This is a genomic window from Phyllobacterium phragmitis (genome assembly GCF_002980495.1).
GTDB classification, from domain to species: domain Bacteria; phylum Pseudomonadota; class Alphaproteobacteria; order Rhizobiales; family Rhizobiaceae; genus Paramesorhizobium; species Paramesorhizobium phragmitis.
On the sequence record NZ_PVBR01000022.1, the window covers coordinates 68,798 to 93,268 of the forward strand.

The following is a 24,471-nucleotide window of genomic DNA, read 5'->3' on the forward strand; positions in this document are numbered from 1 at the left end:
CGCTTGGCCTCACACTCGGCGGCCTCGCCGCTCAATCCAGGCGCTAAAGCTCGGCCTGAAAACCACAATCGTGCCATTTATGGCAACGCTTACCCCGCAGGTACCGAGCAGCCGCTCGCTGCAGCATATCCTGAAAGCCTGTCCGCGATCCATTGGACGACAACATCTGCTCCAAGCGTTGCCACGGAGAGATGATCGGCATCCATCTCGACCATCTCCACCGGCGTGCCTGCCTTGCAAAGACCTCGTGCGAAATTTCGCGTCACCGGGGGCAGAACGACCGAATCGCGGGTGCCTTGTGTGATCAGGACCGGCAGCCCCGCCTGCATGCGGGAGGGCGTGTTTTCCTTGATGATGCCGCTCCAGGGAGCCACTTTGGTCGGGTCGATTTTGAGAAACGACTTGGCCAGACCGCGAAGCGCCCACCCATCGATGAGCAGATCCAGACGATTGGTCATGCACTCCTTGCCGATTACCCGCGCGCTCGCCAGCGAACCCGGCTCGATCACGCTTCCAAGGTCCAGCCCGTAAATCTTCGACCAGGACAATAAGGCCAGCGTTGTGAAGGCTTTCCCGCCTGCCGTGGCATGATCGTCTTCGAACAGAGCGGAAAGGTTGCTTGCCGGCGCAGCGGCGGCAACGCCAAGCGGGATAAGCTCGGGCGCGAATTCCGCCGATAATTGACCTGTCCACAGCGCCGCATGGCCACCTTGCGAATGCCCCCATACAACGAATTTGCGGCTCGTCCGGGTCACGCCGCCGGCGGCTCGAACCGAGTTCAGCACGGAATGGGCGGCACTCTTCCCCACGAGATAGGGATGAGGACCAGCAGTACCCAGCCCCACATAATCCGTCGCGGCGACGACAAATCCCTTCTTCACCATTTCCTTGAGACCGGGGATCGTTCGACCGATGTCCTGATCGAACGAGGGAGCGCATTGCTGTGCGATGCCGGTGGTCGGATGCGCCCAGGCGACGACGGGAAAGCCGTCGGCCGGCGGTTCCGCAACCGGAACGATCACAACCCCGGAGACGGCGATCGCTTCGCCTTCCAATCCGGTCGAGCGATAAAGCACCCGCCATGCCTCCGCGCCTTCGATGCCCGCATTCATGCGTTCGCGATGGATGATGCTCCCCGGATCGCCCGCCGCCAGCTTGGACACCGACGCATAATAGAAGCGCTCTTGCCAGTGGCTAAGACCGGCATGTGAAAGGGCAGCAAGAGCAATGAGCCCAATCACAATAGCTGCGGTTCGTTTCCAGTTCATCATTCGGGCAGCCAAATTCAATGGATGGAATATATAGAAGAGCTTCCAGTTCTGAAGATCAGGTTACGACGAACCAAAAGTATTGATTGATACCGCGGATATAATTCAGCCGCGAAGACATATTCGGAAAAGTTCCCGCCCCTCCTGCAGGAGAAGCGGGAACGGATTCATGTCGGTATGACGCGCCGCGCTGCGGGCGTCAGGCCGCTCTGCGGTTGACGTTATCTTCCGCAAGCGCCGTGAGCTTCTGGTCCGTCGCCTTTTCTTCCGCCAGGTTCTGTTGGAAAAGAGCCGCGCAATCGGAACGTCCCAATTCGTTGGCCCATGCGATCAGTGTTCCGTACCGCGTGATCTCATAATGCTCCACGGCCTGGGCGGCGGCGATCAATGCCGCATCCATCACTGTCGGATCATCGACTTCGCCTGCAATTTCATTGGTCTCCTCGATGATGCCATCGATCGCCGGGCAATTGACGCCCTTCGCCTCGATGCCATAGAGCTCGAAAGCCTCCTCCAGGCGTGCCACATGATTTTCGGTTTCGCCCAGATGCTTCTGGAATCCCATCTTCAGTTCCGGGTTGGTGGTCTTCTCCATCATCTCCGGAAGCGCCTTGGTGATCTGCTTTTCGGCATAATAGATATCCCGCATCGTGTGAACGAAGAGATCGTCCATCGAATGGATGTCCTTGGAAAAAAATCCCATGATCGTACCTTTCTCTCGGCTGAGGAATTGCCTCCCGCCCCGCACCCGGGAACTATTCTCGAACGCCGGCTCCGCGAATTGGTTCCACTTCGCGAAGCCGCAGCGCAAAGAATATGGGCGGGGTTCCTTATTCCAACGGAACCCCGCCCAATTTTCTTGTTTTCATGGGAATTATGGCGGTCAGACCGTCAGAAAGCGCCGGACCTCCGGCGTGTCGAGACTTGCCGCATCGCCGGAATGGACGATCTCGCCACGATCCATGATGTAGACGTGATCGGCGAGTTCCCGGCAGAAATCGAGATATTGCTCGACCAGCAGAATGGCGAGACCGCTCTGGTCGCGCAGGTAACGGATGGCGCGGCCGATATCCTTGATGATGGAAGGCTGTATCCCCTCGGTCGGCTCGTCCAGAACCAGCAGTTTCGGCCGCGCCACCAGCGCCCGCCCGATGGCCAGTTGCTGTTGCTGCCCGCCCGAGAGGTCGCCTCCCCGGCGGCCGAGCATGGTTTTCAGCACCGGGAAAAGCTCGAATACCTCAGGCGGCACATTGCGGTCGCGCGGCTTGATGGCGGCATAGCCCGTCGCCAGGTTTTCCTTCACCGACATCAGCGGGAATATCTCACGCCCCTGCGGCACATAGGCGATACCGGCCCTTGCGCGGTCATAGGCCGGCTTGCGGTCGAGTGCCGCGCCCTCGAAGCGGATAGCGCCGGATGCGACCGGCTGGTGGCCGACGATCGCACGCAGCATGCTCGATTTGCCGACGCCGTTGCGTCCTAATACGCAGGTCACGCTCTGTGGCTGGACCTCGATCGAGACGCCGCGCAGCGCCTGCGCGGCACCGTAATAAAGGGAGATGTTGTCAACGCTCAGCATTCGGTTCTTCCCATCATCGTCCCAGATAGACCTCGATCACACGGTTGTCGCCGCTCACCTGGTCGAGCGAACCTTCCGCCAGCACGGTGCCTTCATGCAGGCAGGTGACCTTCACATCGAGCTCACGGACGAACTGCATGTCGTGCTCGACCACGATGACCGAACGGGTCTGCGCGATCTCGCGCAGGAGACGTGCTGTCTCCTCAGTCTCGGCATCCGTCATGCCCGCCACGGGCTCGTCCACCAGAAGCAGCTTCGGATCCTGCGCCAGCAGCATGCCGATCTCCAGCCATTGCTTCTGACCATGGCTGAGCGCCGCCGCCGGTTCGCTACGCCGCGCCGCCAGCCTGATCGTCTGAAGGATCGCATCGATACGCTCGCGCTCGGTCTTGGTCTGGCGGTGGAACAGCGCGGGTATGGCGTTGCGCGGCCCGGCCAGCGCCAGCACGAGATTGTCCTCCACCGTGTGGCTTTCGAAAACCGTCGGCTTCTGGAACTTGCGGCCAATGCCCAGCATGGCGATTTCGGATTCGTCATGCTTGGTCAGATCCACCTTGCCGTCGAAGAACACTTCGCCCGCATCCGGCCGGGTCTTGCCGGTGATAATGTCCATCATCGTCGTCTTGCCGGCCCCGTTCGGGCCGATAATGGCGCGCATCTCGCCGGGCTCCAGCACCAGCGAGAGATTGTTGATGGCGCGAAAACCGTCAAAGGAGACCGAAACGCCATTGAGGTAAAGAATGCTCGTCGTCGTTGTTTCACCGATGGTCATGGTCACTCCGCCGGGCTTTCGACAGGATTGCCGGCGGGCAGAACAGACGCAGCGCCATCGCGTTCCCGCCTCTGTTTCCACCACCCCTCCCAAGCGCCGACGATGCCCTTGGGCAGGAACAGCGTCGTTGCGATGAAAAGCGCGCCGAGCGCGAAAAGCCAGAGTTCCGGCAGAGCGCCGGTGAACCAGCTTTTTCCGCCATTGACCATCAGCGCGCCGATGATCGGGCCGATGATGGTGCCGCGGCCGCCGACCGCCGTCCACACCACCACCTCGATGGAATTGGCCGGTGCGAACTCGCCGGGATTGATGATGCCGACCTGCGGCACGTAGAGCGCCCCGGCAATCCCGGCCATGATGGCGGAAAGGGTGAAGGCGAAAAGCTTGATGTTTTCAGGCCTGTAGCCGAGAAAGCGCATGCGGCTTTCCGCGTCGCGCGCCGCGATCAACAGCTTGCCATATTTGGAGCGTACCAGCGCCGAGGTGACGAGGACGCCCAGCGCCAGCGCCAGCGCGCTTGCGGCAAAGAGCGCCGAGCGCGTCGCATCGGCCTGGATGTTAAAGCCTAGAATATCCTTGAAATCGGTCAGGCCGTTATTGCCGCCGAAGCCCATATTGTTGCGGAAGAAGGCCAGCATCAGCGCATAGGTCAGCGCCTGGGTGATGATCGAGAGATAGACGCCGGTGACGCGCGAGCGGAAGGCGAACCAGCCGAAGACGAAGGCGAGCAGACCCGGCACCACCATGACCATCAGCATGGCGAACCAGAAATGGTCAAAGCCATGCCAGAACCACGGCAGTTCCTTCCAGTTGAGGAAGACCATGAAATCCGGCAGGTCCGGATTGCCGTAGACGCCACGCGCGCCGATCTGGCGCATCAGATACATGCCCATGGCATAGCCGCCGAGCGCGAAGAAGGCCGCGTGACCCAGCGAGAGAATGCCGCAGAAACCCCATACGAGATCGAGCGCCAGCGCCAGAAGCGCATAGGTCAGGTATTTTCCGAAAAGCGCGACGGCATAGGTCGGCATATGCAGGGGGCTCGACGCCGGAACCGCCAAATGCAGGACCGGCACCAGCACGGCGGCGGCAATGAGGATCGCCAGCAATATATTGATGCGGCGCTCCAGGCCGCCTGCGAGAAAACGGCTGATCATTGCGCCTCCGCCCAATATTGATTGAAATCGCCGCCTGCCCGCTCACCCCCCTCTGGCCTGCCGGCCATCTCCCCCTCAAGGGGGGAGATTAAGCCTTCATTGATGTTGGCATAAATCACAGCCCTCGAAGAGTGAGTGCCCACGTCTATATCGGCTAATCTCCCCCCTTGAGGGGGAGATGGCCGGCAGGCCAGAGGGGGGTTAACCCGCGCCCACATTATTTCGGGTTTCAAATTGTTCATGCCTCCACCGCCCTTCCCTTAAGTGCGAATAGCCCGCGCGGCCGCTTCTGGATGAAAAGGATGATGAGGATCAGCACCGCAATCTTGCCCAGCACCGCGCCCGCATAGGGCTCGAGGAACTTGTTGAGCACACCGAGCGTGAAAGCGCCGACCAGCGTGCCCCACAGATTGCCGACACCGCCGAACACCACCACCATGAAACTGTCGATGATGTATCCCTGCCCGAGATCTGGCGACACATTGTCGATCTGCGACAGCGCCACGCCGGCGACGCCCGCAATGCCGGAGCCGAGCGCGAAGGTCATCGCGTCGACCCATGGCGTGCGGATGCCCATAGACGACGCCATGCGGCGGTTCTGCGTCACCGCCCGCATCTGCAGGCCGAGCGCGGTACGGTTCAGCACATAGAGAAGCAAGGCGAAGACGATCAGCGCGAAGACGACGATCCACAGCCGGTTCCAGGTGATGGTCAGTTCGCCGAGTTGGAACGCGCCCGACATCCACGACGGATTGCCGACCTCGCGGTTCGTCGGACCGAACAGGCTGCGCACTGCCTGCTGCAACACCAGCGACACGCCCCATGTGGCAAGCAGCGTCTCCAGCGGACGCCCATAGAGAAAACGGATGATGCTGCGCTCGATGATGAGACCCACCGCCGCCGAAACCAGGAAGGCCAGCGGCAGGGCGATGGGCAGCGACCAGTCGAACATGTCAGGGCGATATTGCCGGATCAGGTCCTGTACCACGAAGGTGGTGTAAGCGCCGATCATCACCATTTCGCCATGCGCCATGTTGATGACCCCCATGACGCCGAAGGTGATCGCAAGGCCGACAGCTGCCAGGAGCAGAACCGATCCAAGTGAAATCCCGTACCAGACGTTCTGTCCCGCCGCCCAGAAGGCCAGCGTCTGCTCGATCTTGGCGATCGACGACGCGGCCGCATCCTTGAGCTCTCCCTGCGCACCCGCTTCATAGGATTTGAGCAGCGACAGGGCTTCCCGGTCGCCGCGTCCGGCGATGATTTCCAGAGCCGTCGTCGTTTCCGCCGCCGGCGCTTGCGCTTTGAGTATCGCCGAGGCCCGCGCCTCCGTCAGCCGTTCCTTGACGGCAGGATCGGTTTCGCGCGCGAGCGCCGCGTCGAGCGCTGGAATGGCGCCGGCGTCGCCTGACTTGAAAATGGTTTCGGCAGCGTTGAGCCGCGCGCGCGGATCGGCGGAGGCAAGCGTCAGCCCGCCCAGCGCATCGCGCACCACCCGGCGCAGCGTATTGTTGACCTTGATCTTCTCGACTTCACCCCGTTTGGCTTCACCGGCAGCCTCGCCGGTCAGCGGATCGGTGAGAAGATAGCCGCCGCTCTTGCGTTTGCCGATCAGCACGGTCTTGTCGGCCTTGCGCACATAAAGATCGCCCGATGAAAGCGCGGTGAGCGCGGTCTCGGCCTTCGGATCCCCTGTCGCCGCGATATCTCCAACGATCGTTTCGATGGCGGCAAAACCATCGGCATCGGCCAGGCCGTTGAGCATGGTCCGCAACGCCGCATCATCGGCGCGCACCGGCGCAGCCATGACCGCGATCAGGAGAATGACGAGGCGAAGAATTCGGAAAACAGGCATCATTGGCCTTTTCAGTTGGGAATAGGTATCGCTGAGCTAACGCCTGGGACTGGCCCTCACCTTCCCCAGGCAAAACCGGGGAGAGGCAGGCAGATGAGGGGCAAGCGCCCTCGCCCGCCCCTCGCAATCCCCGTCAGCCTCAGTTCATACCCTTGCCGCCGCACTTTCCGGTCGCGACATTGAAATTGCCGCAGGACATCGGCGAACGCCAATCGGCGATCAGCTCCTTGGAGTCGGGCAGGTAATCCGACCATGCGTCACCCGGCACGAGGCCCGGCGTTTCCCAGACGGTTTCGAACTGCCCATCCTCCTGGATCTCGCCGATCAGCACCGGCTTGGTGATATGGTGGTTCGGCATCATCGCGGAATAGCCGCCGGAGAGATTGGGCACCGAAACGCCGATCATCGCGTCGATCACCTTGTCGGGCTCGGTCGTGCCGGCCTTCTCGACCGCTTTGACCCACATGTTGAAGCCGATGTAATGCGCTTCCATCGGATCGTTGGTCACGCGGCTGTCGTTCTTGGTATAGGCGCGCCAAGCATCGATGAACTCGGCATTGGCGTCGGTATCGACCGACTGGAAATAATTCCACGCGGCGAGATGGCCGACCAGCGGACCGGCATCGAGACCGGCAAGCTCTTCCTCGCCGACCGAGAAAGCGATGACCGGGATATCTTCCGCCTTGACGCCTTGATTGGCCAATTCCTTATAGAACGGAACGTTGGCATCGCCATTGATGGTCGAGACCACAGCGGTCTTCTTGCCCGCCGAACCGAAATTCTTGATGTCGGTGACGATCGTTTGCCAATCGGAATGACCGAAAGGCGTGTAGTTGATCATGATGTCTTCAGCGGCGACGCCCCTGGATTTGAGATAGGCCTCGAGAATCTTGTTGGTGGTCTGCGGGTAGACATAGTCGGTGCCGGCGAGCACCCAGCGCTTCACCGAGCCGCCCTCTTCACTCATCAGATAATCGACGGCCGGAATGGCCTGCTGGTTCGGCGCGGCACCCGTGTAAAACACATTGCGCTGGCTTTCCTCGCCCTCATACTGGACGGGATAGAAGAGAATATTGTCGAGTTCCTCGAAGACCGGAAGCACCGATTTACGCGAAACCGAGGTCCAGCAACCGAAAACCGCGGCGACCTTGTCCTTGGAGATCAGGTCGCGCGCCTTTTCGGCAAAAAGCGGCCAGTCCGACGCCGGGTCGACGACAACCGCTTCGAGCTTCTTGCCCAGCACGCCGCCCTTCTTGTTCTGCTCGTCGATGAGCATCAGCATGGCGTCCTTCAGCGTCGTCTCAGAAATCGCCATGGTGCCGGACAAGGAATGCAGGATGCCGATCTTGATCGTTTCTTCCTGAGCCTGCGCCAGGGATGGCCAGGCAAGGCCGGCCGCTATTGCCGCGGCGGCCAGGGATTTCGTGAAACTTGCGGTCATGCCCCTCATGTTTTTTCATCTCCAGTGTTTTGGTTGAACCTCAGCTACCAAAGCAACTGTTGTGCCAAATCGGGAGAAGTCCGCTTATCGTTGTTTTATAAGGTGTTTGGCCAGCGCCTGATAAAGCAAGCCTGGGGACGTCAGGAAAACAGGGACATCATGTTGGTTTATTATGCGCCTCTTCCGCCATGTGCCTAAATTTTAAACATACATGAGTATGTCAAGCTTTTAGCAAGCTTTCCGACGACGCGCCTTTAAGCCGCCACTCAACAAACCGTTTATTTCCCGTTCATGGAGGGTTCACGCGAGTGTTCCTATATCAGCCCCGCAATGAAATCTTGGGGGCTAGAAAAGCATGAACACCGCTTTACTGAAGGCATTTTTGATGACCTTGGCCGTCGTTGCCTTTTGTGAACTGGTCACCTGTGCCGTGCTGTTGTGGATAGGTGCTGAAATCACACTCTTTCCACTGCTCATGACCGCCGTCCTTCCCACCGTCACCGCCTTTCCCAATGCGCTCTACACTTATATGCAGAATCACAAACTGAAGGTGGCGTTGCGGGAACTGAGCCTGGCCCATCGGCAATTGCAGGCGAAATCCAGGATCGATCACATGACGGGCCTGCTCAACCGCGGCACCTTTTTCGACGCCATGAAGATCAGCCGCTCGCGCGTCGAGACCGGGGCGGTCCTCGTCATTGATGCCGATCACTTCAAGAGCATCAACGATACCCACGGCCACGCAATCGGCGACCGCGCGCTCAAGATCATCGCATTCGCGCTGCAGAACGTGACCCGCAAGGGGGATATCGTCGGCAGGATCGGTGGCGAGGAATTCTGCATCTTCCTGCCCGCCGCATCACGCGAGACCGCATTGCGCCTAGCTGAACGGATACGTTCCGAGGTGGAAAATGCGCCCTTTTATACGTCGGCCAACCAGATATACCCGCTGACGATCAGTATCGGATGCGCCATGGCGCCCAAGCATGAATCGAACTCGCAAGTGCTGAGCAAGGCGGACAAATGCCTTTATCAGGCCAAGCAGCGTGGCCGGAACTGCGTCGTCTTCGACGATAGCGATCTACCCGTTGCCGCCGTGCACCCGCATCCCCGGCTGGCCGCAGCCAATGAGCGCGATCTGTCGGGAAATAAGAGGGCCTAATCCCAGGTCTCGACGTCCTCTTCCGACCAGCTGACCGGCGTGAAGCCCATCTTCTGGTAGAGCTGGAGTGCGCGCGGGCTGTCGAGCGAATTGGTGTGGATCGTCACCTTCTGCGGCCCGCGCGACCAGGCCGCAGCGATCGTTTCTGCAAGGAAGAAGCGTCCAAGCCCCCGCCCCTGAAAATCCGGTACCAGGCCGAAATACAGGATCTCCGCCTCTTCCGGCATACGCACCAGATTCAGTTCGGCGAAGCCCGCCGGCGAGCCATCGGCATAAAGCACGTGGATTTCGGTGGTCTCGGCATGGATTGTCGCTGAAACCTCGGCGTCGCTCTGTTTTCGCCGCATCATCCAGTGATGCGGCTTGCCGACCTGCTCGTAGAGATAGCGGTAATAATGCACCGGCATGTCGCTCGCGCGCATGATCGCCAGCCTGATGCCAACGGGCGTTGGTACGGAAACCGTGCTGTGCTCGGTCATCTCCAGATAGGTGATCCGCGCGGTTAGTTTATTGGACCCGTTTGCCATCTCTATTTTGCTTTGCCTGCTTGAGCCGGGCCTGTTTCCACCGGCGTGTCGGCGCGGCTGCCCCATTCGCTCCACGAGCCGTCATAGAGCAGATTGTCCTTATGGCCGAGCGATTGCAACGCAAGCGTGATCACCGCCGCCGTCACACCGGAACCGCAGCTCGTCACCACGGGTTTCGACAGATCGACACCGGCCTCGTCGAAGACCTTCTTCAACGCATCGATATCCTTCAATTCGCCGTTTTGCGAAAGGCTCGCCACCGGAACGTTGCGCGCTCCCGGCATATGACCGGAGCGCATGCCCGCGCGCGGTTCCGGCTCCTCGCCGCTGAACCGGCCAGGACCGCGCGCATCGGCGATCTGTACCGAGCCGTCCCCGACGATCTCCCGCATCTTTTGAAAGCTCGCCACCCCATTCATGTTGCGTTTGGCGATGAAGGTCGAAGGCGCGATCTTCGTCACCTCCGCGGTGACCGGGCGCCCTTCCGCCTTCCACCGGTCCAACCCGCCGTCGAGCACGAAAACCTTATCCGCCCCCATGATCCGGAACAGCCACCACACACGCGGCGCCGTATACATGCCGGGACCGTCATAGACGACGATCGTATCGCCAGCGGTGACGCCCATGCTGCTCACTTCCTGCTCGAAATCCGTCTCCGACGGAATGGTGTGCGGCAGACCGGAAGAATGATCTGCGATCTGGTCCTGATCGAAGAACACAGCGCCCGGAATATGCGCGGCATCGTACTCCGCCCGTGGATCACGGTTCTGCGCCGGCAGATACCAGGAAGCGTCGATGATGGAGAGGCCGGGCTCGCTCAAGCGCTGCTCGAGCCAATCGGACGAAACGACGAAAGGACTTTTCTCGCTCATATCACTCTCCTGAGTATGATCCCGAAAGTTGCAGACTTCCCGGTAAGGTCGTGCGGCTAAAGCAATGGCAGGCTGCCGAAGCGGATGCGGAACCGCCGGTTTTCCTTGCCCTTCTTCTCGATCTTGCCGATATGGATATCCCCCACTTCCTGCGTCTCCGACACATGCGTGCCGCCGCAGGGCTGCGAATCGACCGCCCCGTCCTCGCCGATGACGACAAGCCGGATCTGGCCATTGCCCATGGGCGGGCGGACATTCTTCGACTTTATCAGTCCGGGATTGCCTGCCAACTCCGCATCGCTGATCCAGCGCGTTGATATGGGCGCATTCGCCCTGACCATTTCCATCAGCCGTTCGGTCACGTTTTCCCTCGTGTATGAAGGATCGGGCAGGTCGAAGTCGATCCGGCTTTCCTCATCACCGACGGCAGCGCCGGTGATCGGAAACGGGCAGACAACCGAAAGCAGGTGACACGCCGTATGCATCCGCATCAGGCGATAGCGCCGCGCCCAGTCCACATGCAGCACCAGTTTTTCACCGATAGCGAGCGCCGCCTGTCCCTCTGCCGGAATGTGGATGATCTCGCTCTTGGTCTCGCCCGTCACCGTGGCCGCGATCTGGATAGCGGAACCGTCGGCGCGTTCGAAATGACCGATATCGCCGGGTTGGCCGCCCGATGTGGCGTAGAAATTCGTGCTGTCAAGAATGATACCGCCGCGATCATTGACGGCAACCACCGATCCCTCCGCCGTCGACAGATAGGCATCGTCACGGAAAAGCGCTTTCGTCTCGTAAGCCATCACTGCACCTCGTATGGAACGGGAATATCCGTCTGCGTTTCCAGCCAGCCGGGAACAGGCAATTCCTTCGAGCGCAGGAAATCGGGATTGAACATCTTCGACTGATAACGGTTGCCATAATCGCACAGCACGGTGACGATGGTGTGGCCCGGTCCCATATCCCGCGCCAGCTTGATTGCGCCTGCAATGTTGATGCCCGATGAACCGCCGAGGCAGAGCCCCTCTTGCCCCACCAGATCGAAGACGATCTCCAGCGCTTGCCGGTCCGATATCCGATAGGCGAAATCCGGCGTGAAACCTTCCAGATTTGCCGTGACGCGGCCCTGCCCGATTCCCTCGGTGATCGAGCTGCCCTCAGATTTCAATTCCCCATCGGTGTACCAGGAATAAAGCGACGCCCCATAGGGATCGGCGAGACCGATCTTGATCTTGTCGTTCTTCGCCTTGAGCCCCATGCCGACGCCCGCAAGCGTCCCGCCCGAGCCGACCGCGCAGATGAACCCGTCGACCTTGCCGTCCGTATCGCGCCAGATCTCCTCAGCCGTCGTCTCGATATGCGCATCGCGGTTCGCCTGATTGTCGAACTGATTGGCCCAGATCGCCCCCGATGGCTCGCTCTTTGCAAGCTGTTCGGCAAGCCGGCCCGACAGGCGCACGTAATTGTTGGGATTTTTGTAGGGAACCGCCGGCACCTCGATCAGCTCCGCGCCGAGCAGGCGCAGCGCATCCTTCTTTTCCTGGCTTTGCGTCTCGGGAATGACGATGACCGTGCGATAACCCAGCGCCTTGGCGACCATGGTGAGACCGATGCCGGTATTGCCGGCCGTTCCCTCGACGATGACGCCGCCGGGCTTCAACAACCCCTTTCGCTCCGCATCGCGAATGATGTAGAGCGCGGCGCGGTCCTTGACCGATTGCCCTGGATTGAGGAACTCCGCCTTGCCGTAGATGTCGCAGCCGGTGATCTCCGATGCGTGTCTCAGCCTTATCAGCGGCGTATTCCCGATCGCGTCGATCACTGTATCCAGCATCGCAAATATCCTATTCCATTATCATTTGTCGCGAAACTATTGACAGGTGCTGCACCGTTCAAGCACCGAGTGAACAAATTCTTGCGAATGCAGATTGTTTTCCGGAACGCGGCCCGGCTTCTACGGCCTCGAGAGCGGTTCACTTTAAATAGAAGCGCTGGTGCGTCATACCCCCCTCTGGCCTGCCGGCCATCTCCCCCTCAAGGGTGGAGATTAGCTGACATCAAAGACGAAGCCCTATTCTGCTGCGTTGGCGATTAGCGAAAACGGAAATCATAGCTAATCTCCACCCTTGAGGGGGAGATGGCCGGCAGGCCAGAGGGGGGTGTGGATTCACTGCTTCGACGGCAGAGCTCGAGACCAGGCGATTCCATCAAAATAGGAACCGCTTCACCAAAAAAAGCCCCGCTGCGATCGCGCGCAACGGGGCTTCATATTGACAGTCTTCGAAAACCATCAGGCAGCCTTGGCTCAGGCGGCACGGCTCTTGCGGCGGAACGGCCTCTTCTTCTGCGGACCGCGCTGGTCGCTCGTGCTGTCCCGGCCGGCCCCGTCATTGGTCCAGATAGCCTCGCGGCGTTCGCCGCCAGACCTCGCATTGTCGCGCTGACCTGGCTTTTGGCCAAATTTCTGACCGGACTTCTGGCCGGATTTCGACCTGTTGCGATTGTCGGACGATCGCTGGGTAGACGTTTCGGCACGTTCCGTGCTTGGCCCGACCGGCACCGGACCCACCGCGGCCGGCGCATCCTTCATCGGAAGCTTCATGCGGATCACCCGTTCCACCGCCCTGAGCTTGGCATTCTCGGCGCCCGGATCGTAAAGCGTGATCGCGGCTCCGCTAGCGCCGTTGCGCCCGGTGCGGCCGATACGATGCACATAGCTTTCCGGCTCGTCGGGCAGATCGTAATTGACGACATGGCTGATACCCACCACGTCGATGCCGCGCGCCGCGATATCCGTCGCCACGAGAATGCGCACCGAACCGGCCTTGAAGCCGTTGAGAGCGCGCTGGCGCGCATTCTGCGACTTGTTGCCGTGGATCGCGGCGACATTGTAGCCATCGCGCTCCAGATTGCGGGTCACGGCGTCGGCGCCATGCTTGGTGCGGGTGAAGACGATGACCGAGGCCATCGCCGGGTCCGTCAGCATGCCCGACAGGACGCGCTTCTTTTCCTTGGTCACGACAGGATGCAGAACCTGGGTGACTTCGGCCACGGTCGTACCCTGCGGAGCGACCTCGACGCGCACGGGATCATGCAACAGGCCGGCCGCGAGCGAGGCCACTTCCTGCGGCATGGTGGCCGAGAAAAGCGCCGTCTGGCGGTCCTTGCGCGTCGCCTTGGCGATGCGCTTCACATCGTTGATGAAGCCCATGTCGAGCATACGGTCGGCTTCGTCGAGCACCAGCCAGCGCGTATCGGAAAGATCGATGCAGTTTTCCCGCACCAGATCCGTCAGCCGGCCTGGCGTGGCGACGAGAACATCGACGCCGGGCTGCATCTTCTTGATCTGCGACAGGCGCGATACGCCGCCGAGAACAAGCGCTGTGGAGACATGCGCGCCTTTCGACAGCATGCGGATCGTCTCTTCGATCTGCACCGCGAGTTCGCGCGTCGGGGCAAGGATCAGCGCACGCGCCGTCTTGGCCCGGCGCTTGTCGCCAAGGCCGATGATCTTCGACAGGATCGGCAGGCTGAACGCCGCCGTCTTGCCCGATCCGGTCTGTGCGATGCCGAGAATGTCCCGGCCTTCGATCTGTGCGGGGATCGACTGCCGCTGGATCGGCTTCGGTTCCGTCATGCCGGCATTTTCCGTGGCTTTCAGAAGCACGCCGGCAATGCCCAATGCGGCAAAGCCGCCCGTTTCAGTATTTTCCAATTTAATCTCTTCTCTAGCGGACGCCGGATTATCTCCGGTCCGCAAAACGTCGAGCGGCAGGCGCAACCTGCCGACAATTCTTTTTCTGTAAACGACGAAGCGCTGGAACATGTTGTCCCCCACGCGACTTGCGCTGCCGTGCCCGAAGCCATCGACTCCGGAACCCTTTCCGGCCTGCAGCTTATTCCGCGGGCAGAAAGTCAGACGCAACGTAGTCCGTGCTATGGGAAAGCCAGTTCGATCCGGCCCAAGCGCCTTTGCGTCATATGGAGGTGTTTGTGCGGAAATGCAAATGTTTTATTGTGCGGTGCGGAAAAGCGGGCCCTCCCTGGAAGCCAGGGCAATCGCATCCATTCCATATGCGCTAAAGCAGTTCACCTTTGGTCAGAAACGCGGTCGGATGAGGGGGATGCTTGGCGATTCCGCCAAAACTGGAATCGCATTAGCCCTGCCCAAAGCCCCATCAAATAATGAAATCCGCCAGCACTTCATTGTCGGTGATATCCTGATAGGACCAGCCCGATTCTTCAAAACGCTTGTTCAACGTGAGGAAATTGTCCGCATGCTTCGTCTCTATGCCGATCAGCACCGAGCCGAAATTGCGCGCCGATTTCTTCAGATATTCGAACCGCGCGATATCGTCGTCCGGCCCCATAAGATCGAGGAATGAACGCAGCGCGCCCGGCCTCTGGGGAAAGCGGAAGACGAAATATTTCTTCAGGCCTTCATAGCGCAGCGCCCTCTCCTTCACGTCGGGCAGCCGCTCGAAATCGAAATTGCCGCCGGAGACGACAAGGACGACCCGCTTGCCCTTCAACTCGCTCTTCTTGAAATCCTTCAGCGCGTCGATCGCCAGCGCGCCGGCCGGCTCCAGAACCACGCCTTCGATATTGAGCATTTCGGTGATGGTTCCGCACAGCCGGTTTTCCGGAATCAAAACCACAGAATCCGCGTCGAAGCCTTTGAGAAGCTTGAAGTTTTCCTTGCCGATCTCGGCCACCGCCGCTCCATCGACGAAATTGTCGACCTTGCCGAGCTTCACCCGCTTGCCCGCTTCGAGGCTGCGCTTCAGGCTCGGCGCGCCTTTCGGCTCGACAAAGCGGAAGCGCGTTTTCCAGCCAAGCTCGGTCAGATAGCGGGTCACACCAGCCGAAAGCCCGCCGCCGCCGACCGGCAGGATCATCAAATCAGGCTTTTCGCCATCGGGAAGCCCCATCGCGATCTCATGCGCCACCGTCGCCTGCCCGGCGATGATCTCGGCATGGTCGAAAGGCGGCACCATCATCCCGCCCTTCTCGCTCGCATAGGTTTGCGCGGCGGCATAGCACTCATCGAAAATATCGCCGATCAGCCGTATCTCGATGAACTCCCCGCCGAATGCCCGCGTCTTGTCGATCTTCTGCTGCGGCGTCGTCACCGGCATGAACACCACGCCATGGCGTCCGAAATGCCGGCAGATGAAGGCGAAGCCCTGCGCGTGATTGCCGGCCGAGGCGCAGACGAAGACCGTATCCGGCGCGCACTTCAGAAGTGCGGCGGAGATGAAATTGAACGCGCCCCTGATCTTGTAGGAGCGAACCGGCGAAAGATCCTCGCGTTTCAGCCAGATCTCGGCACCATATTTGCGCGAGAGATAGTCGTTGATCTGCAATGGCGTCTCGGGAAAAAGCGCGCGCATCCCATTGGTGGCGCGTTCGACGCTCCTGACGAAATTGGTCATGGAAACAAGTCGACTTTCTGGAATGTGCGGACATCGATGATGCCGATATCCGATATGCGCAATTCCGGGATGACCACCAGCGCCAGAAGCGAATGCTGCATATAGGCGTTGTTGAGCGTGCAGCCCATCGCCCGCATCGCATTGACCAGCTTGTCGGCCTTGGCGGCCACCCGCTCGGCCCGCTCATCCGACATGAGCCCGGCGATCGGCATCTCGACCATCGCCAGTTCGCGCCCCTTCGAGAACAGCACGACGCCACCGCCCACCTCGCCGAGGCGATTGGCGGCCTTGGCCATATCGTCCTTGTTGGTGCCGACGACGATCATATGGTGGCTGTCATGCGCCACCGTCGAGGCCAGCGCGCAATCGAGCGTATAGCCGAAGCCGGAGACGAACCCGTTGGTGACGCCGCCCGTTCCCTTGTGGCGCTCGACCAGCGCGATCTGGCAGACATCGTTGCGCCGGTCCATGCCCACGATACCGTCGCTGACGGACAACTCCGCTTCCAGCGCCCGCGTCGGCGCCTGATTCTCGATGACGCCGATGACCCGCGCGGTCACATGTTTGCCGGGCTTCGGCGCTGCGATGTCGAAGTCTTTCGCGAAAAGCTTGCGGCCAAGCTTGACCGTGTTCTTGGCGCTCGCGGGATAATCATAGGCCGGTATGTCGGCGAGAAGCTTGCCCTTTTCGGCCAGAAGCACGCCGCGTCCATAGACCCGGTCCACCACCAGCGCCGGCAAATCGGAAACGATCAGGAAATCAGCCAGCCGCCCCGGCGTGATCGAGCCGATCTCGCGCTCCATGCGAAAATGCTGCGCGGTGTTGATCGTCGCCATCTGGATCGCCGTCACCGGCTTCAGCCCCTGCGCGATGGCGTGGCGCACCACCCGGTCCATATGCCCCTCCTGCACCAGCGTGCCGGAATGGCTGTCATCGGTGCAAAGGATGAAATTGCGCGGATCGAGCCCCTGCTCCGTCACCGCCTTGATCTGGCTCGCCACATCGTACCAGGCGGAGCCGAGCCGCAGCATGGCGCGCATGCCCTGGCGGACGCGGGCAATCGCATCCTCGACGCGCGTACCCTCATGATCGTCCTCCGCCCCGCCCGCGACATAGCCGTGAAAGGCGCGGCCAAGTTTCGGCGAAGCAAAATGCCCGCCCACCGTCTTTCCGGCCTTCACCGTCGCGTCGATCACGCCACGCATCGTGGCGTCATTTGCCGAGACGCCCGGAAAATTCATCACCTCGCCAAGCCCGACAATATTCGGCCACGTCATCGCCTCGGCGACTTCGGCTGCACCAATCGTGGCCCCGGCATTCTCCAGCCCTGGCGCCGATGGAACACAGCTCGGCATCTGCACCATGACGTTAACAGGCATGGCCAATGCCTCGTCATGCATCAGCCGCACGCCTTCCAGCCCCAGCACATTGGCGATCTCATGCGGATCGATGAACATCGACGTGGTGCCGTGCGGAATGACGGCGCGGGTGAATTCCGTCACCGTCACCATGCCGCTTTCGACATGCATATGCGCGTCGCAAAGTCCCGGCACGAGATAGCGCCCTGCGGCATCGACCACCTTGGTCGTAGGCCCGATGCAATGCGCCGCATCATGGCCGACATAGGCGAACCGCCCGCCGGCCACCGCAATATCGATGCCGGCGATGATCTCGCCGGAATAGACGCTGACCAGCCGCCCGTTGCGTACGACGAGATCGGCATATTTTCGCCCCATCGCCACATCGACGAGCAGCGGGGCCACCTCGACCCAGGATTTCGGCTGCGATTTGGCCTTTTCGGCAGATGTTTCGCGGGTGGGGGGCAAAGGACGACTCCATGTTTCGCCGAGTTTGCCAATCTTGAGCCGGCTTTTCCAGTTCCGTTTCAAAAAATGCGCATCAAAAGCGCCGGCTGCAAACCCAACTGCAAACATTGACTTGACCGAATCCATCAAGTGTTTGAAAGAAAAGGCGTGCGGACGTGGCGAAACTGGTAGACGCAAGGGACTTAAAAACTCTTTTTTCTACCATCTCACAAAAAAGTTCGCGGCAGGGAAAAGATAGGTTATACAAGGCCTTAGGAGGCGTTGTTTTTCTCGGAGGAAAACAGGCGATTCGGCGCTAGGTGCAGCATAGGTGCAGTGATCTAGGTTAGAATCGACGGCAACATGCGGACGTGGCGAAATCGGTAGACGCAGCAGACTTTGGAAAATTGGAGTGCCCGCGGGGAAATCCGTGGAGTAGAACCGCTCAAATTCGGGGAACGCTAACGGGCAAATGTCCTAGGCCAATCCCGAGCCAAGCCCTCCTCTGAGGGAAGGTGTAGAGACTGGACGGGCGGCGCCTAAAGCCTTCGGGCCAAGGCGAAGGGACAGTCCAGACCACGAACGCCGAAAGGCGGCGGCGAAAGTCGAAGTGGTACGAAAATCTGCTTCTCTTTGAGAGTACGGGTTCGAGTCCCGTCGTCCGCACCATCTTCTAGTTTGAACCGTATCTGAAATGGTTGTGTGACCGGCGTAGTCCAGAACTTGGCCGGTTCATTGGCAATATGGTTGCACGGGCTCGCAACTACCGATACCGACATTCGCTGGAGGTGGCAATTTGAGGTAGTCGCCGGGCGGCATCGTACCATGCTTTCGCATTCGTCCAGCGGGTTAGATTCTGCTCATCGCTTGCGCCAGTTCGAGCAAATGGCGGAGTGCCTTGCTGGAATTATGCGGGGACCAGACTGCGCCGAACTTGACCTGTTGCTCGCCCAAGAGGCGCAGGAACGTAATGCCGGGGCAGCCGAGCGCGCTGATGGATTCGCCGCATATGGTTACGCCCAGGCCCTGCGCCACCATCGACATCAGCGTGCAGCGGTCAACATCGCAGCGCTTTACGCGGGCGAGACAGCCGTGTTCCTCGAAGCGGCGAACGATCCCTTCATGGATTTCCGGCCCGGTTCCGCCGCTGCGCACGAGAAACTGGTCTTCGACGGGATCGCGCCAGCACAGGCCACCGCATTCCACTCTGGCGTCGGTCGAAGGCAGTGCAGCGAGAAGCGGCTCGGACCAGAGCACCTTGCAATGGCAGTCGGGCGGGTTGGGAACGCCCGCCACGAAGGCGACATCCAGTTTCCCCTCGCGCACTTCAGCAATGGCGTCGCGCACCCGGCCATCGAAGAAATCCAGCTCGATATCAGGCCATTCTTCGCGATAGCGTTTGACGCGTTCCGCGAGGAAGCCGGTGGAGATCGTCGTCGGCACGCCGATGCGCAGGCGGCCGACCTTGCCCTTTCCGATGGCACCCGCCGACTTCACCGCATGGTCGAGTTGCTCAAGACCCGCGCGGACATCCGTCAGAAACTGGCGCCCGGCCTCGGTTACCAGAACCCCACGATGGCGTCGCTCGAAGAGGCGGATGCCGAGCGTCTCCTCAAGCTGCATGATTCGCGTGCTGACCGAGGATTGGCTGGCGCCGAGCGCGGCGGCGGCATGGCGGATATTCAGATGCTCGCCGACCGCCACGGCCTGGATCAAATGCGACGAGCGGAATACGCGCGCCCAGAAGCTGCCCGCGCCGTGCAATACGCGCCTCACCTTCGGGCGACGGCTTGCCGGAACGGCGGCGCCTCAAGAAGGGCCTTCCTCAGCCGCTTACCGGGAACGATACGCTTTCGTGCTCAACCATGTCCTGGGAAATGCCGGAGATGGCCTGGAGAACAAAGAGGCAAGGCAAAACTGGAAAAACGATCATGATCATCGCGCCAATGCCTCCATGCGGGCGAAAGCGGTGGCGAAGCCCTTGAGGGAGACCGCGAGATTGACCTCCTGCCCGGTGTCGTGGGTGACAGCCTCGATTTTGAGAAGCTTGCCCTTTGAAAGAGCGGCTAGAGCTTTCCCATCGAATTCGAGATTGGCCACGATCCCGATCGGCAAGGCGGTGTGGAAAGAGAGCGTGGCGAAGGAGTTTTCACCATCGAGGACGAGCCGCGCGCCCTCGGGAATATGAAGGCCGAAGGGTAGAACCAAGCTCCCTTTGGCGCTCTTGGCTTCCCAGCGCAATTCCACGGCCAGAACCCTCTGGCGGGTCTCCTTATGAAACTGCTCCTGGGAAAGCACGATTACCCGGCGGATCTGACCGTCCAGATGTTGATTGGCGCAGGTGAGGAGCCAATCGCCGTAACTTTCCCGCGTCGCATCGGCGGCCGGGATGGTCGGGGTCGGAGCGTTCATGGCAATCTTTCCTCCTTATGGCGTCAACGCCACGACGCGGTCATAGGCGCTGGAAAAGCCGGTGAGCGAGATGGAGAGCACCATCTCCTGTCCGCCATCGGCGGTGGCCTTGACCTTCAGAACGTCGCCGGTCTTGAGGCTCGCCACGGTGCGGGCGTCGAAAGCGATGTCGATCAGGCAACCGGCGGGAAGGCAGGTGCGAAAATGCTGCGGCGCGCCGGCCTCGCCCTCGTCGAGTTGATAGGTGACGCCCGAAGCGAGAGCGAGACCGAACGGAAGAACGAGCGTGCCATCCACGCCGTCCTCCTCAGGGAGCAGTTCTATGGCGAGAGCGCGTTGGCGTGTCTGGCCGTGCAACTGGGTCTGAGACAAAGCGCAACGCTTAGCCCGTTCGCCATCGCCTTGTGTGGCAATCGCGCAAGTGACGGTCCAGGCGCCGTGGGTTTCGTTCAGGGTGCTGGCGCCGCCGGGCAAGCTCACCTCTTGGGCTGGTGCCGGCACGGTCAGGGCGGCAACAACCATCATGGTGAGCGAAGAGATGATGTGATGTTTGGTGGAGATAGGCATTGAGTGGTCCATCGTTGAAAAAATGGCCGCCGCCAGAGGGAGGCGGCGGCCGATCATTGTGATCCGGCTGTTATCGTGGAACCCGAGCGCCGACAGCCCGGGCCATGGCGCTTCTCTTAGAAGCGAACATTGAGGCTGGCCTTGGCGCTGTGGTCGGCAAGGCCCGAGCCAAGCTGACCGTTATAAGAGAGGCCGAGCGTGGCACTATCGGTCAGATCCAACGTAAACCCGGCATCAAGCACCAGCGTATCGCGGGCGAGCGGCACCCCGGTGACGGTGAAGGCATCGCCGCCAGCGGAGAAGCTTTGCGTCGCGGTCGGCGTATCGCCGAAGGCATGGCGCCAGCCAAGCCCGCCGGAGAGCCTGGCGTTCAGGCCGCCGAGGTAGACTTGCGTCTCACCCCTGATGCCAAGTGTCGTGAAGGTGGCGTTACTGCTGCTTCCCGACGCCGTCAGGGCCGCATCGCCGCCGCTCTCGGTGTAACCGTCCGTGTTCAGATGGACATAGGCGAGATTGGCGAAGGGCTCGAACCGGGCTTTGCCGTATTCGACGCTATAAGCCGCCTCCGTGTAGGCCTGGAACGTCCGGGCATTGTAGGAAGCCGACAGACTGTCCGAAAAGCCTGCGAACGCCACCGAGCGCGACGTATCGAGGCTGTGCCAGCTGTGGGCCACGCCGCCCTTGAGCGAGAAGGCATCCCATGCACCGCCCGCATAGGCGCCGAGCGTATAGCTGTCGACCGTGGCGGAAGAGGCGCGGTCATCGAGATCAAGCGAAGAGTGACTGTAGCCGCCCATCAGGCCAAGGGTGACATTGTCCGCAATCTCGGCATCGGCCCCCATGAAGAGACCGCCGATGGAGCGGTCCAGCGGGGCGGCATTGCCGTCACCGTTCCAGTGGCTCCATACGCCAAAGCCCTGCGCCCAAAGGGTGGCTCCCTCAGGTGTTTCCCGGGTGGCCTGACCGGCACCGGCGCCAGTCCCGCCAAACGCCACGCGCAGGCGATCGAGCGCCACTTCGCGGGCAAAGCGGCTGTCATCGATCAATGCCGTCTTGGTGGAGGCATGGAGTTCGCCAGAAAGCCGATCGAGCGCGATGGGGGCTTCAGCATTGGAGAGATTGATGAGTGCCGTATGAAGGCTGCCCGAGCCGATGGAGAGCACGCCGCCGCAGGTGGCGTTCTGGTTGGAGGTCAGCCCCAGCGTAGCGCAGGCGTTGCCATCGTCGACGTCGACGTCACCACCGCCGCCGCCAATCAACACGGATGTCAGGAAGACGTTGTTGGGATCGGAGGACTGCGTGAAATCGAGGAAGGCGTAGTCGTCGGTCACCGTATCGAAGGTGCCCGTCACGCCGCCCGTTGCCGTGAGGATCGTGTAGGTCGCACCATCGGTATAGGTGGTGCCGGTATCCGTGCCATTCTCGGGCGTGACATGCACCGTGCCGCCAAGAATAGAGGCGGTGCCGGTGGCGTTGAGAAGATCGTTGTTGGTGCCGGCGACAAAACCGCCATCGTTGAGTTCGACCGTGTAGGTCGAACCGGCATTGAAGGTGACGTTGGCGACGTTGAGCGTGCCGATGGAGTTGCCGGGCGCCAGCGTGCCCCCGGAAGCGATGGTGACGTTGCCCAACGTGCCCGAACCGCCAAGCGTGCCGCCAGAGAGGTTTGTCGCGCCGCCAAGCGAGCCGTTTACTGTGAGGAGACCCGCTGTGACAGCGGTCGTTCCCGTATAGGCAGAACTGTCTCCGGTCAGCGTCAGTTGCCCCGTACCGGCCTTGGTCAGCGCGCCACTGCCGGAGACGATCCCGGCATAGGTTCCAGCCGTGCCTTGGTCGAAGGTAAGCGCCGCATTATTGGCGATGTCGCCTTGCAGGCTTACCGTGTTGCCGATCAAGGTGCCCGCCGAAATGGTGGTGCCACCGGTGTAGCTGTTGGCGCCGGTCAGGGTCAGCGCGCCCGCGCCGGATTTGGTCAGCGAACCCGTACCCGAGACAACACCGGCATAGGTTCCAGCCGATGCCTGGTCAAAAGTAAGCGCGGCGTTGTTTGCGATGTTGCCCTGCAGGCTCGTCGTGTTGCCGATCAACGTGCCCGCGGAAACGGTCGTGCCGCCGGTGTAGGCGTTGGCGCTGGTCAGGGTCAGTGCGCCCGCGCCGACCTTGGTCAGCGCGCCGGTACCGGAGATGACGCCGGCGAAGGTGCCGGCCGTGCCCTGATCGAAGGTCAGTGCGGCGTTGTTGGCGATGTCGCCTTGTAGGCTCGTCGCGTTGCCGATCAAGGTGCCCGCCGAAATGGTGGTGCCGCCGGTATAGGTGTTAGCACCGGTCAGCGTCAGCGCACCCGCGCCGTCCTTGGTCAACGCCCCTGAGCCGGAGATCGCGCCCGCATAGGTTCCAGCCGATGCCTGATCGAAGGTCAGCGCGGCATTGTTCACAATATTGCCTTGCAGGCTTGTCGCGTTGCCGATCAGCGTTCCGGCGGAAATCGTCGTGCCGCCGGTGTAAGTGTTGGCGCCGGTCAGGACAAGCGTGCCGAGATCGGTCTTTTCCAGAGAGCCGGCGCCGGTGAGGTTGGAGGCGATGGTGGCGGTGAAACCCGCCCCGGTTGCCGTGCCGTCGCCGACGCGGACGACGTTCGCGCCGGTGAGACCGATAGCGTCGCCGATGACATTATAGCCGTCAACAGCGAACTGCATGCCGCTCTGGATGCCGATTGCGCCAGCACTGTCGTCCACCGTCACCGTGCCGGGCGTGCCGGCGAAAATCAGCAATACCGAAGGCTCGAAGGCACCGTTGGCGCTGCCGTCTGCAAGTGTCCAGTTATTGCCCGTTGCGCTCCAGGTGCCCGCACCGCCGTCGACTGCGTTGTTGGCGATGGTGTTCGCGCCATCCCAGAAGGAGACAAATGGCGCACCAACCAACAGGTTCACTTGATTTGCCATCGCCGTCTGCACGGTGAGATTGTTGGCGTTGAAGCCCGAAGGCGCGGCTCCGATTTCGAGCCCGTTGTCGGTGAGCGTGCCGTCATAATTGACAAGGCGATAGAGTCCGGAGCCAAAACCGCCCGCGTTGCTGACATTCAGTGTGCCGTCAAGCGTCAGATTTTCACCGACATTGATGAGATCGCTATCCACGCCCGCCGTGCCGGAAGGGCTGCCAAGCTCGAAATTGAGAGACGAGCCGGAGGCAAGCGTCAGATCACCGCCGATGGTCAGCATGCCGGGGCTGTTGCCCGCAGCAATCGCACCGTTGGTGACAGCAACATCGCCCGAAAGCGTGCCCGAACCGCCAAGCGTGCCGCCCGTCACATTCACCGCGCCGCCCAGCGTGTTGTTCACGCTCAACGTGCCGCTGGTGATGTTGGTGGTGCCGGTGAAGCCGGAAGAATCGGCGGTGAGGTTGGTCGCGCCAGAGAGATGGTTGAGCGTGCCCGCGCCTGAAATCGCCGCCCCGAAATCATAAGCCGTTTCGGTGTGGTTAAAGTTGAGACTACCGGTGCCATTGCCAAAGTTAACTGAGGCGCTGTTAAGCGTACCGGCGGCGCCGCCATTGCCGATATTGAGCGTGCCCGTGGAGCCTGAGAAACTGGCAACGAATGTGTCAGCGTTGGCATTGACCACAC

Annotated in this window: 19 protein-coding genes; 1 reads left to right on the forward strand and 18 read right to left on the reverse strand. The window is 61.0% G+C overall.

Annotated elements, in window-relative coordinates:
- Window positions 1-89 precede the first annotated feature (89 nt).
- From C5748_RS22545 to urtA, 7 genes are all read right to left on the reverse strand, one after another.
- Window positions 90-1,268, reverse strand: a complete 1,179-nt coding sequence (locus tag C5748_RS22545) for a lipase family protein (protein ID WP_210204477.1) — start codon at window positions 1,266-1,268, stop codon at window positions 90-92.
- A 199-nt stretch (window positions 1,269-1,467) separates the two neighbouring features.
- Window positions 1,468-1,971 (reverse strand): YciE/YciF ferroxidase family protein, encoded by a 504-nt coding sequence (locus C5748_RS22550; RefSeq protein ID WP_105744559.1) that lies wholly within the window; start codon window positions 1,969-1,971, stop codon window positions 1,468-1,470.
- Between the two features lie 180 nt (window positions 1,972-2,151).
- Window positions 2,152-2,847 (reverse strand): urea ABC transporter ATP-binding subunit UrtE, encoded by a 696-nt coding sequence (urtE, locus tag C5748_RS22555; protein WP_105744561.1) that lies wholly within the window; start codon window positions 2,845-2,847, stop codon window positions 2,152-2,154.
- A 13-nt stretch (window positions 2,848-2,860) separates the two neighbouring features.
- The gene (gene urtD / locus C5748_RS22560) at window positions 2,861-3,619 is read right to left on the reverse strand and encodes an urea ABC transporter ATP-binding protein UrtD (RefSeq protein ID WP_105744563.1); all 759 of its coding nucleotides are present in this window, start codon (window positions 3,617-3,619) and stop codon (window positions 2,861-2,863) included.
- A 2-nt stretch (window positions 3,620-3,621) separates the two neighbouring features.
- Complete coding sequence (urtC, locus tag C5748_RS22565) at window positions 3,622-4,776, reverse strand: urea ABC transporter permease subunit UrtC (protein WP_105744564.1); 1,155 nt, start codon at window positions 4,774-4,776, stop codon at window positions 3,622-3,624.
- Window positions 4,777-5,014: 238 nt separating this feature from the next.
- Entirely contained in the window at window positions 5,015-6,631 is a 1,617-nt protein-coding gene (gene urtB / locus C5748_RS22575) for an urea ABC transporter permease subunit UrtB (protein WP_105744603.1), read from the reverse strand.
- Between the two features lie 139 nt (window positions 6,632-6,770).
- Complete coding sequence (gene urtA / locus C5748_RS22580) at window positions 6,771-8,072, reverse strand: urea ABC transporter substrate-binding protein (RefSeq protein ID WP_425350289.1); 1,302 nt, start codon at window positions 8,070-8,072, stop codon at window positions 6,771-6,773.
- Window positions 8,073-8,427: 355 nt separating this feature from the next.
- Between urtA and C5748_RS22585 the strand changes: the two genes are divergently transcribed.
- The gene (locus C5748_RS22585) at window positions 8,428-9,234 is read left to right on the forward strand and encodes a GGDEF domain-containing protein (protein WP_105744568.1); all 807 of its coding nucleotides are present in this window, start codon (window positions 8,428-8,430) and stop codon (window positions 9,232-9,234) included.
- Here the strand turns inward: C5748_RS22585 and C5748_RS22590 are convergent.
- The 11 genes from C5748_RS22590 to C5748_RS22645 all read right to left on the reverse strand — a co-directional run.
- Window positions 9,231-9,761: a GNAT family N-acetyltransferase gene (locus C5748_RS22590; RefSeq protein ID WP_105744569.1), complete on the reverse strand. Its 531-nt coding sequence runs from the start codon at window positions 9,759-9,761 to the stop codon at window positions 9,231-9,233. The two genes, C5748_RS22585 and C5748_RS22590, sit on opposite strands and share 4 nt — an antisense overlap.
- Window positions 9,762-9,763: 2 nt before the next feature.
- Window positions 9,764-10,633: a 3-mercaptopyruvate sulfurtransferase gene (sseA, locus tag C5748_RS22595; RefSeq protein WP_105744571.1), complete on the reverse strand. Its 870-nt coding sequence runs from the start codon at window positions 10,631-10,633 to the stop codon at window positions 9,764-9,766.
- A gap of 56 nt (window positions 10,634-10,689) precedes the next feature.
- The gene (locus tag C5748_RS22600) at window positions 10,690-11,433 is read right to left on the reverse strand and encodes an alanyl-tRNA editing protein (protein ID WP_105744573.1); all 744 of its coding nucleotides are present in this window, start codon (window positions 11,431-11,433) and stop codon (window positions 10,690-10,692) included.
- On the reverse strand, window positions 11,433-12,464 hold the full coding sequence (locus tag C5748_RS22605; RefSeq protein WP_105744575.1) for a cysteine synthase A: 1,032 nt from the start codon (window positions 12,462-12,464) through the stop codon (window positions 11,433-11,435). Before C5748_RS22605 ends, C5748_RS22600 begins: the two co-directional genes overlap by 1 nt.
- Before the next feature lie 471 nt (window positions 12,465-12,935).
- Window positions 12,936-14,390, reverse strand: coding sequence for a DEAD/DEAH box helicase (locus C5748_RS22615; protein WP_425350290.1), 1,455 nt, complete (start codon window positions 14,388-14,390; stop codon window positions 12,936-12,938).
- 418 nt (window positions 14,391-14,808) lie between these two features.
- Window positions 14,809-16,065 carry a threonine ammonia-lyase IlvA gene (gene ilvA, locus C5748_RS22620; RefSeq protein ID WP_105744577.1) on the reverse strand — a complete coding sequence of 419 codons (1,257 nt, stop codon included), beginning with the start codon at window positions 16,063-16,065 and terminating at the stop codon, window positions 14,809-14,811.
- The gene (ade, locus tag C5748_RS22625; RefSeq protein ID WP_105744607.1) at window positions 16,062-17,801 is read right to left on the reverse strand and encodes an adenine deaminase; all 1,740 of its coding nucleotides are present in this window, start codon (window positions 17,799-17,801) and stop codon (window positions 16,062-16,064) included. The genes ilvA and ade overlap by 4 nt, the downstream gene beginning before the upstream one ends.
- Window positions 17,802-18,719: 918 nt before the next feature.
- Entirely contained in the window at window positions 18,720-19,634 is a 915-nt protein-coding gene (locus C5748_RS22630) for a LysR family transcriptional regulator (RefSeq protein ID WP_105744579.1), read from the reverse strand.
- A 171-nt stretch (window positions 19,635-19,805) separates the two neighbouring features.
- A complete protein-coding gene (locus C5748_RS22635) occupies window positions 19,806-20,282 on the reverse strand; it encodes an invasion associated locus B family protein (RefSeq protein WP_105744581.1) in 477 nt (158 codons plus the stop codon).
- Window positions 20,283-20,297: 15 nt separating this feature from the next.
- Window positions 20,298-20,849: an invasion associated locus B family protein gene (locus C5748_RS22640; protein WP_245581932.1), complete on the reverse strand. Its 552-nt coding sequence runs from the start codon at window positions 20,847-20,849 to the stop codon at window positions 20,298-20,300.
- Window positions 20,850-20,965: 116 nt separating this feature from the next.
- A partial coding sequence (locus C5748_RS22645; RefSeq protein WP_146119591.1) for an autotransporter domain-containing protein occupies window positions 20,966-24,471 on the reverse strand: 3,506 nt, incomplete at its 5' end.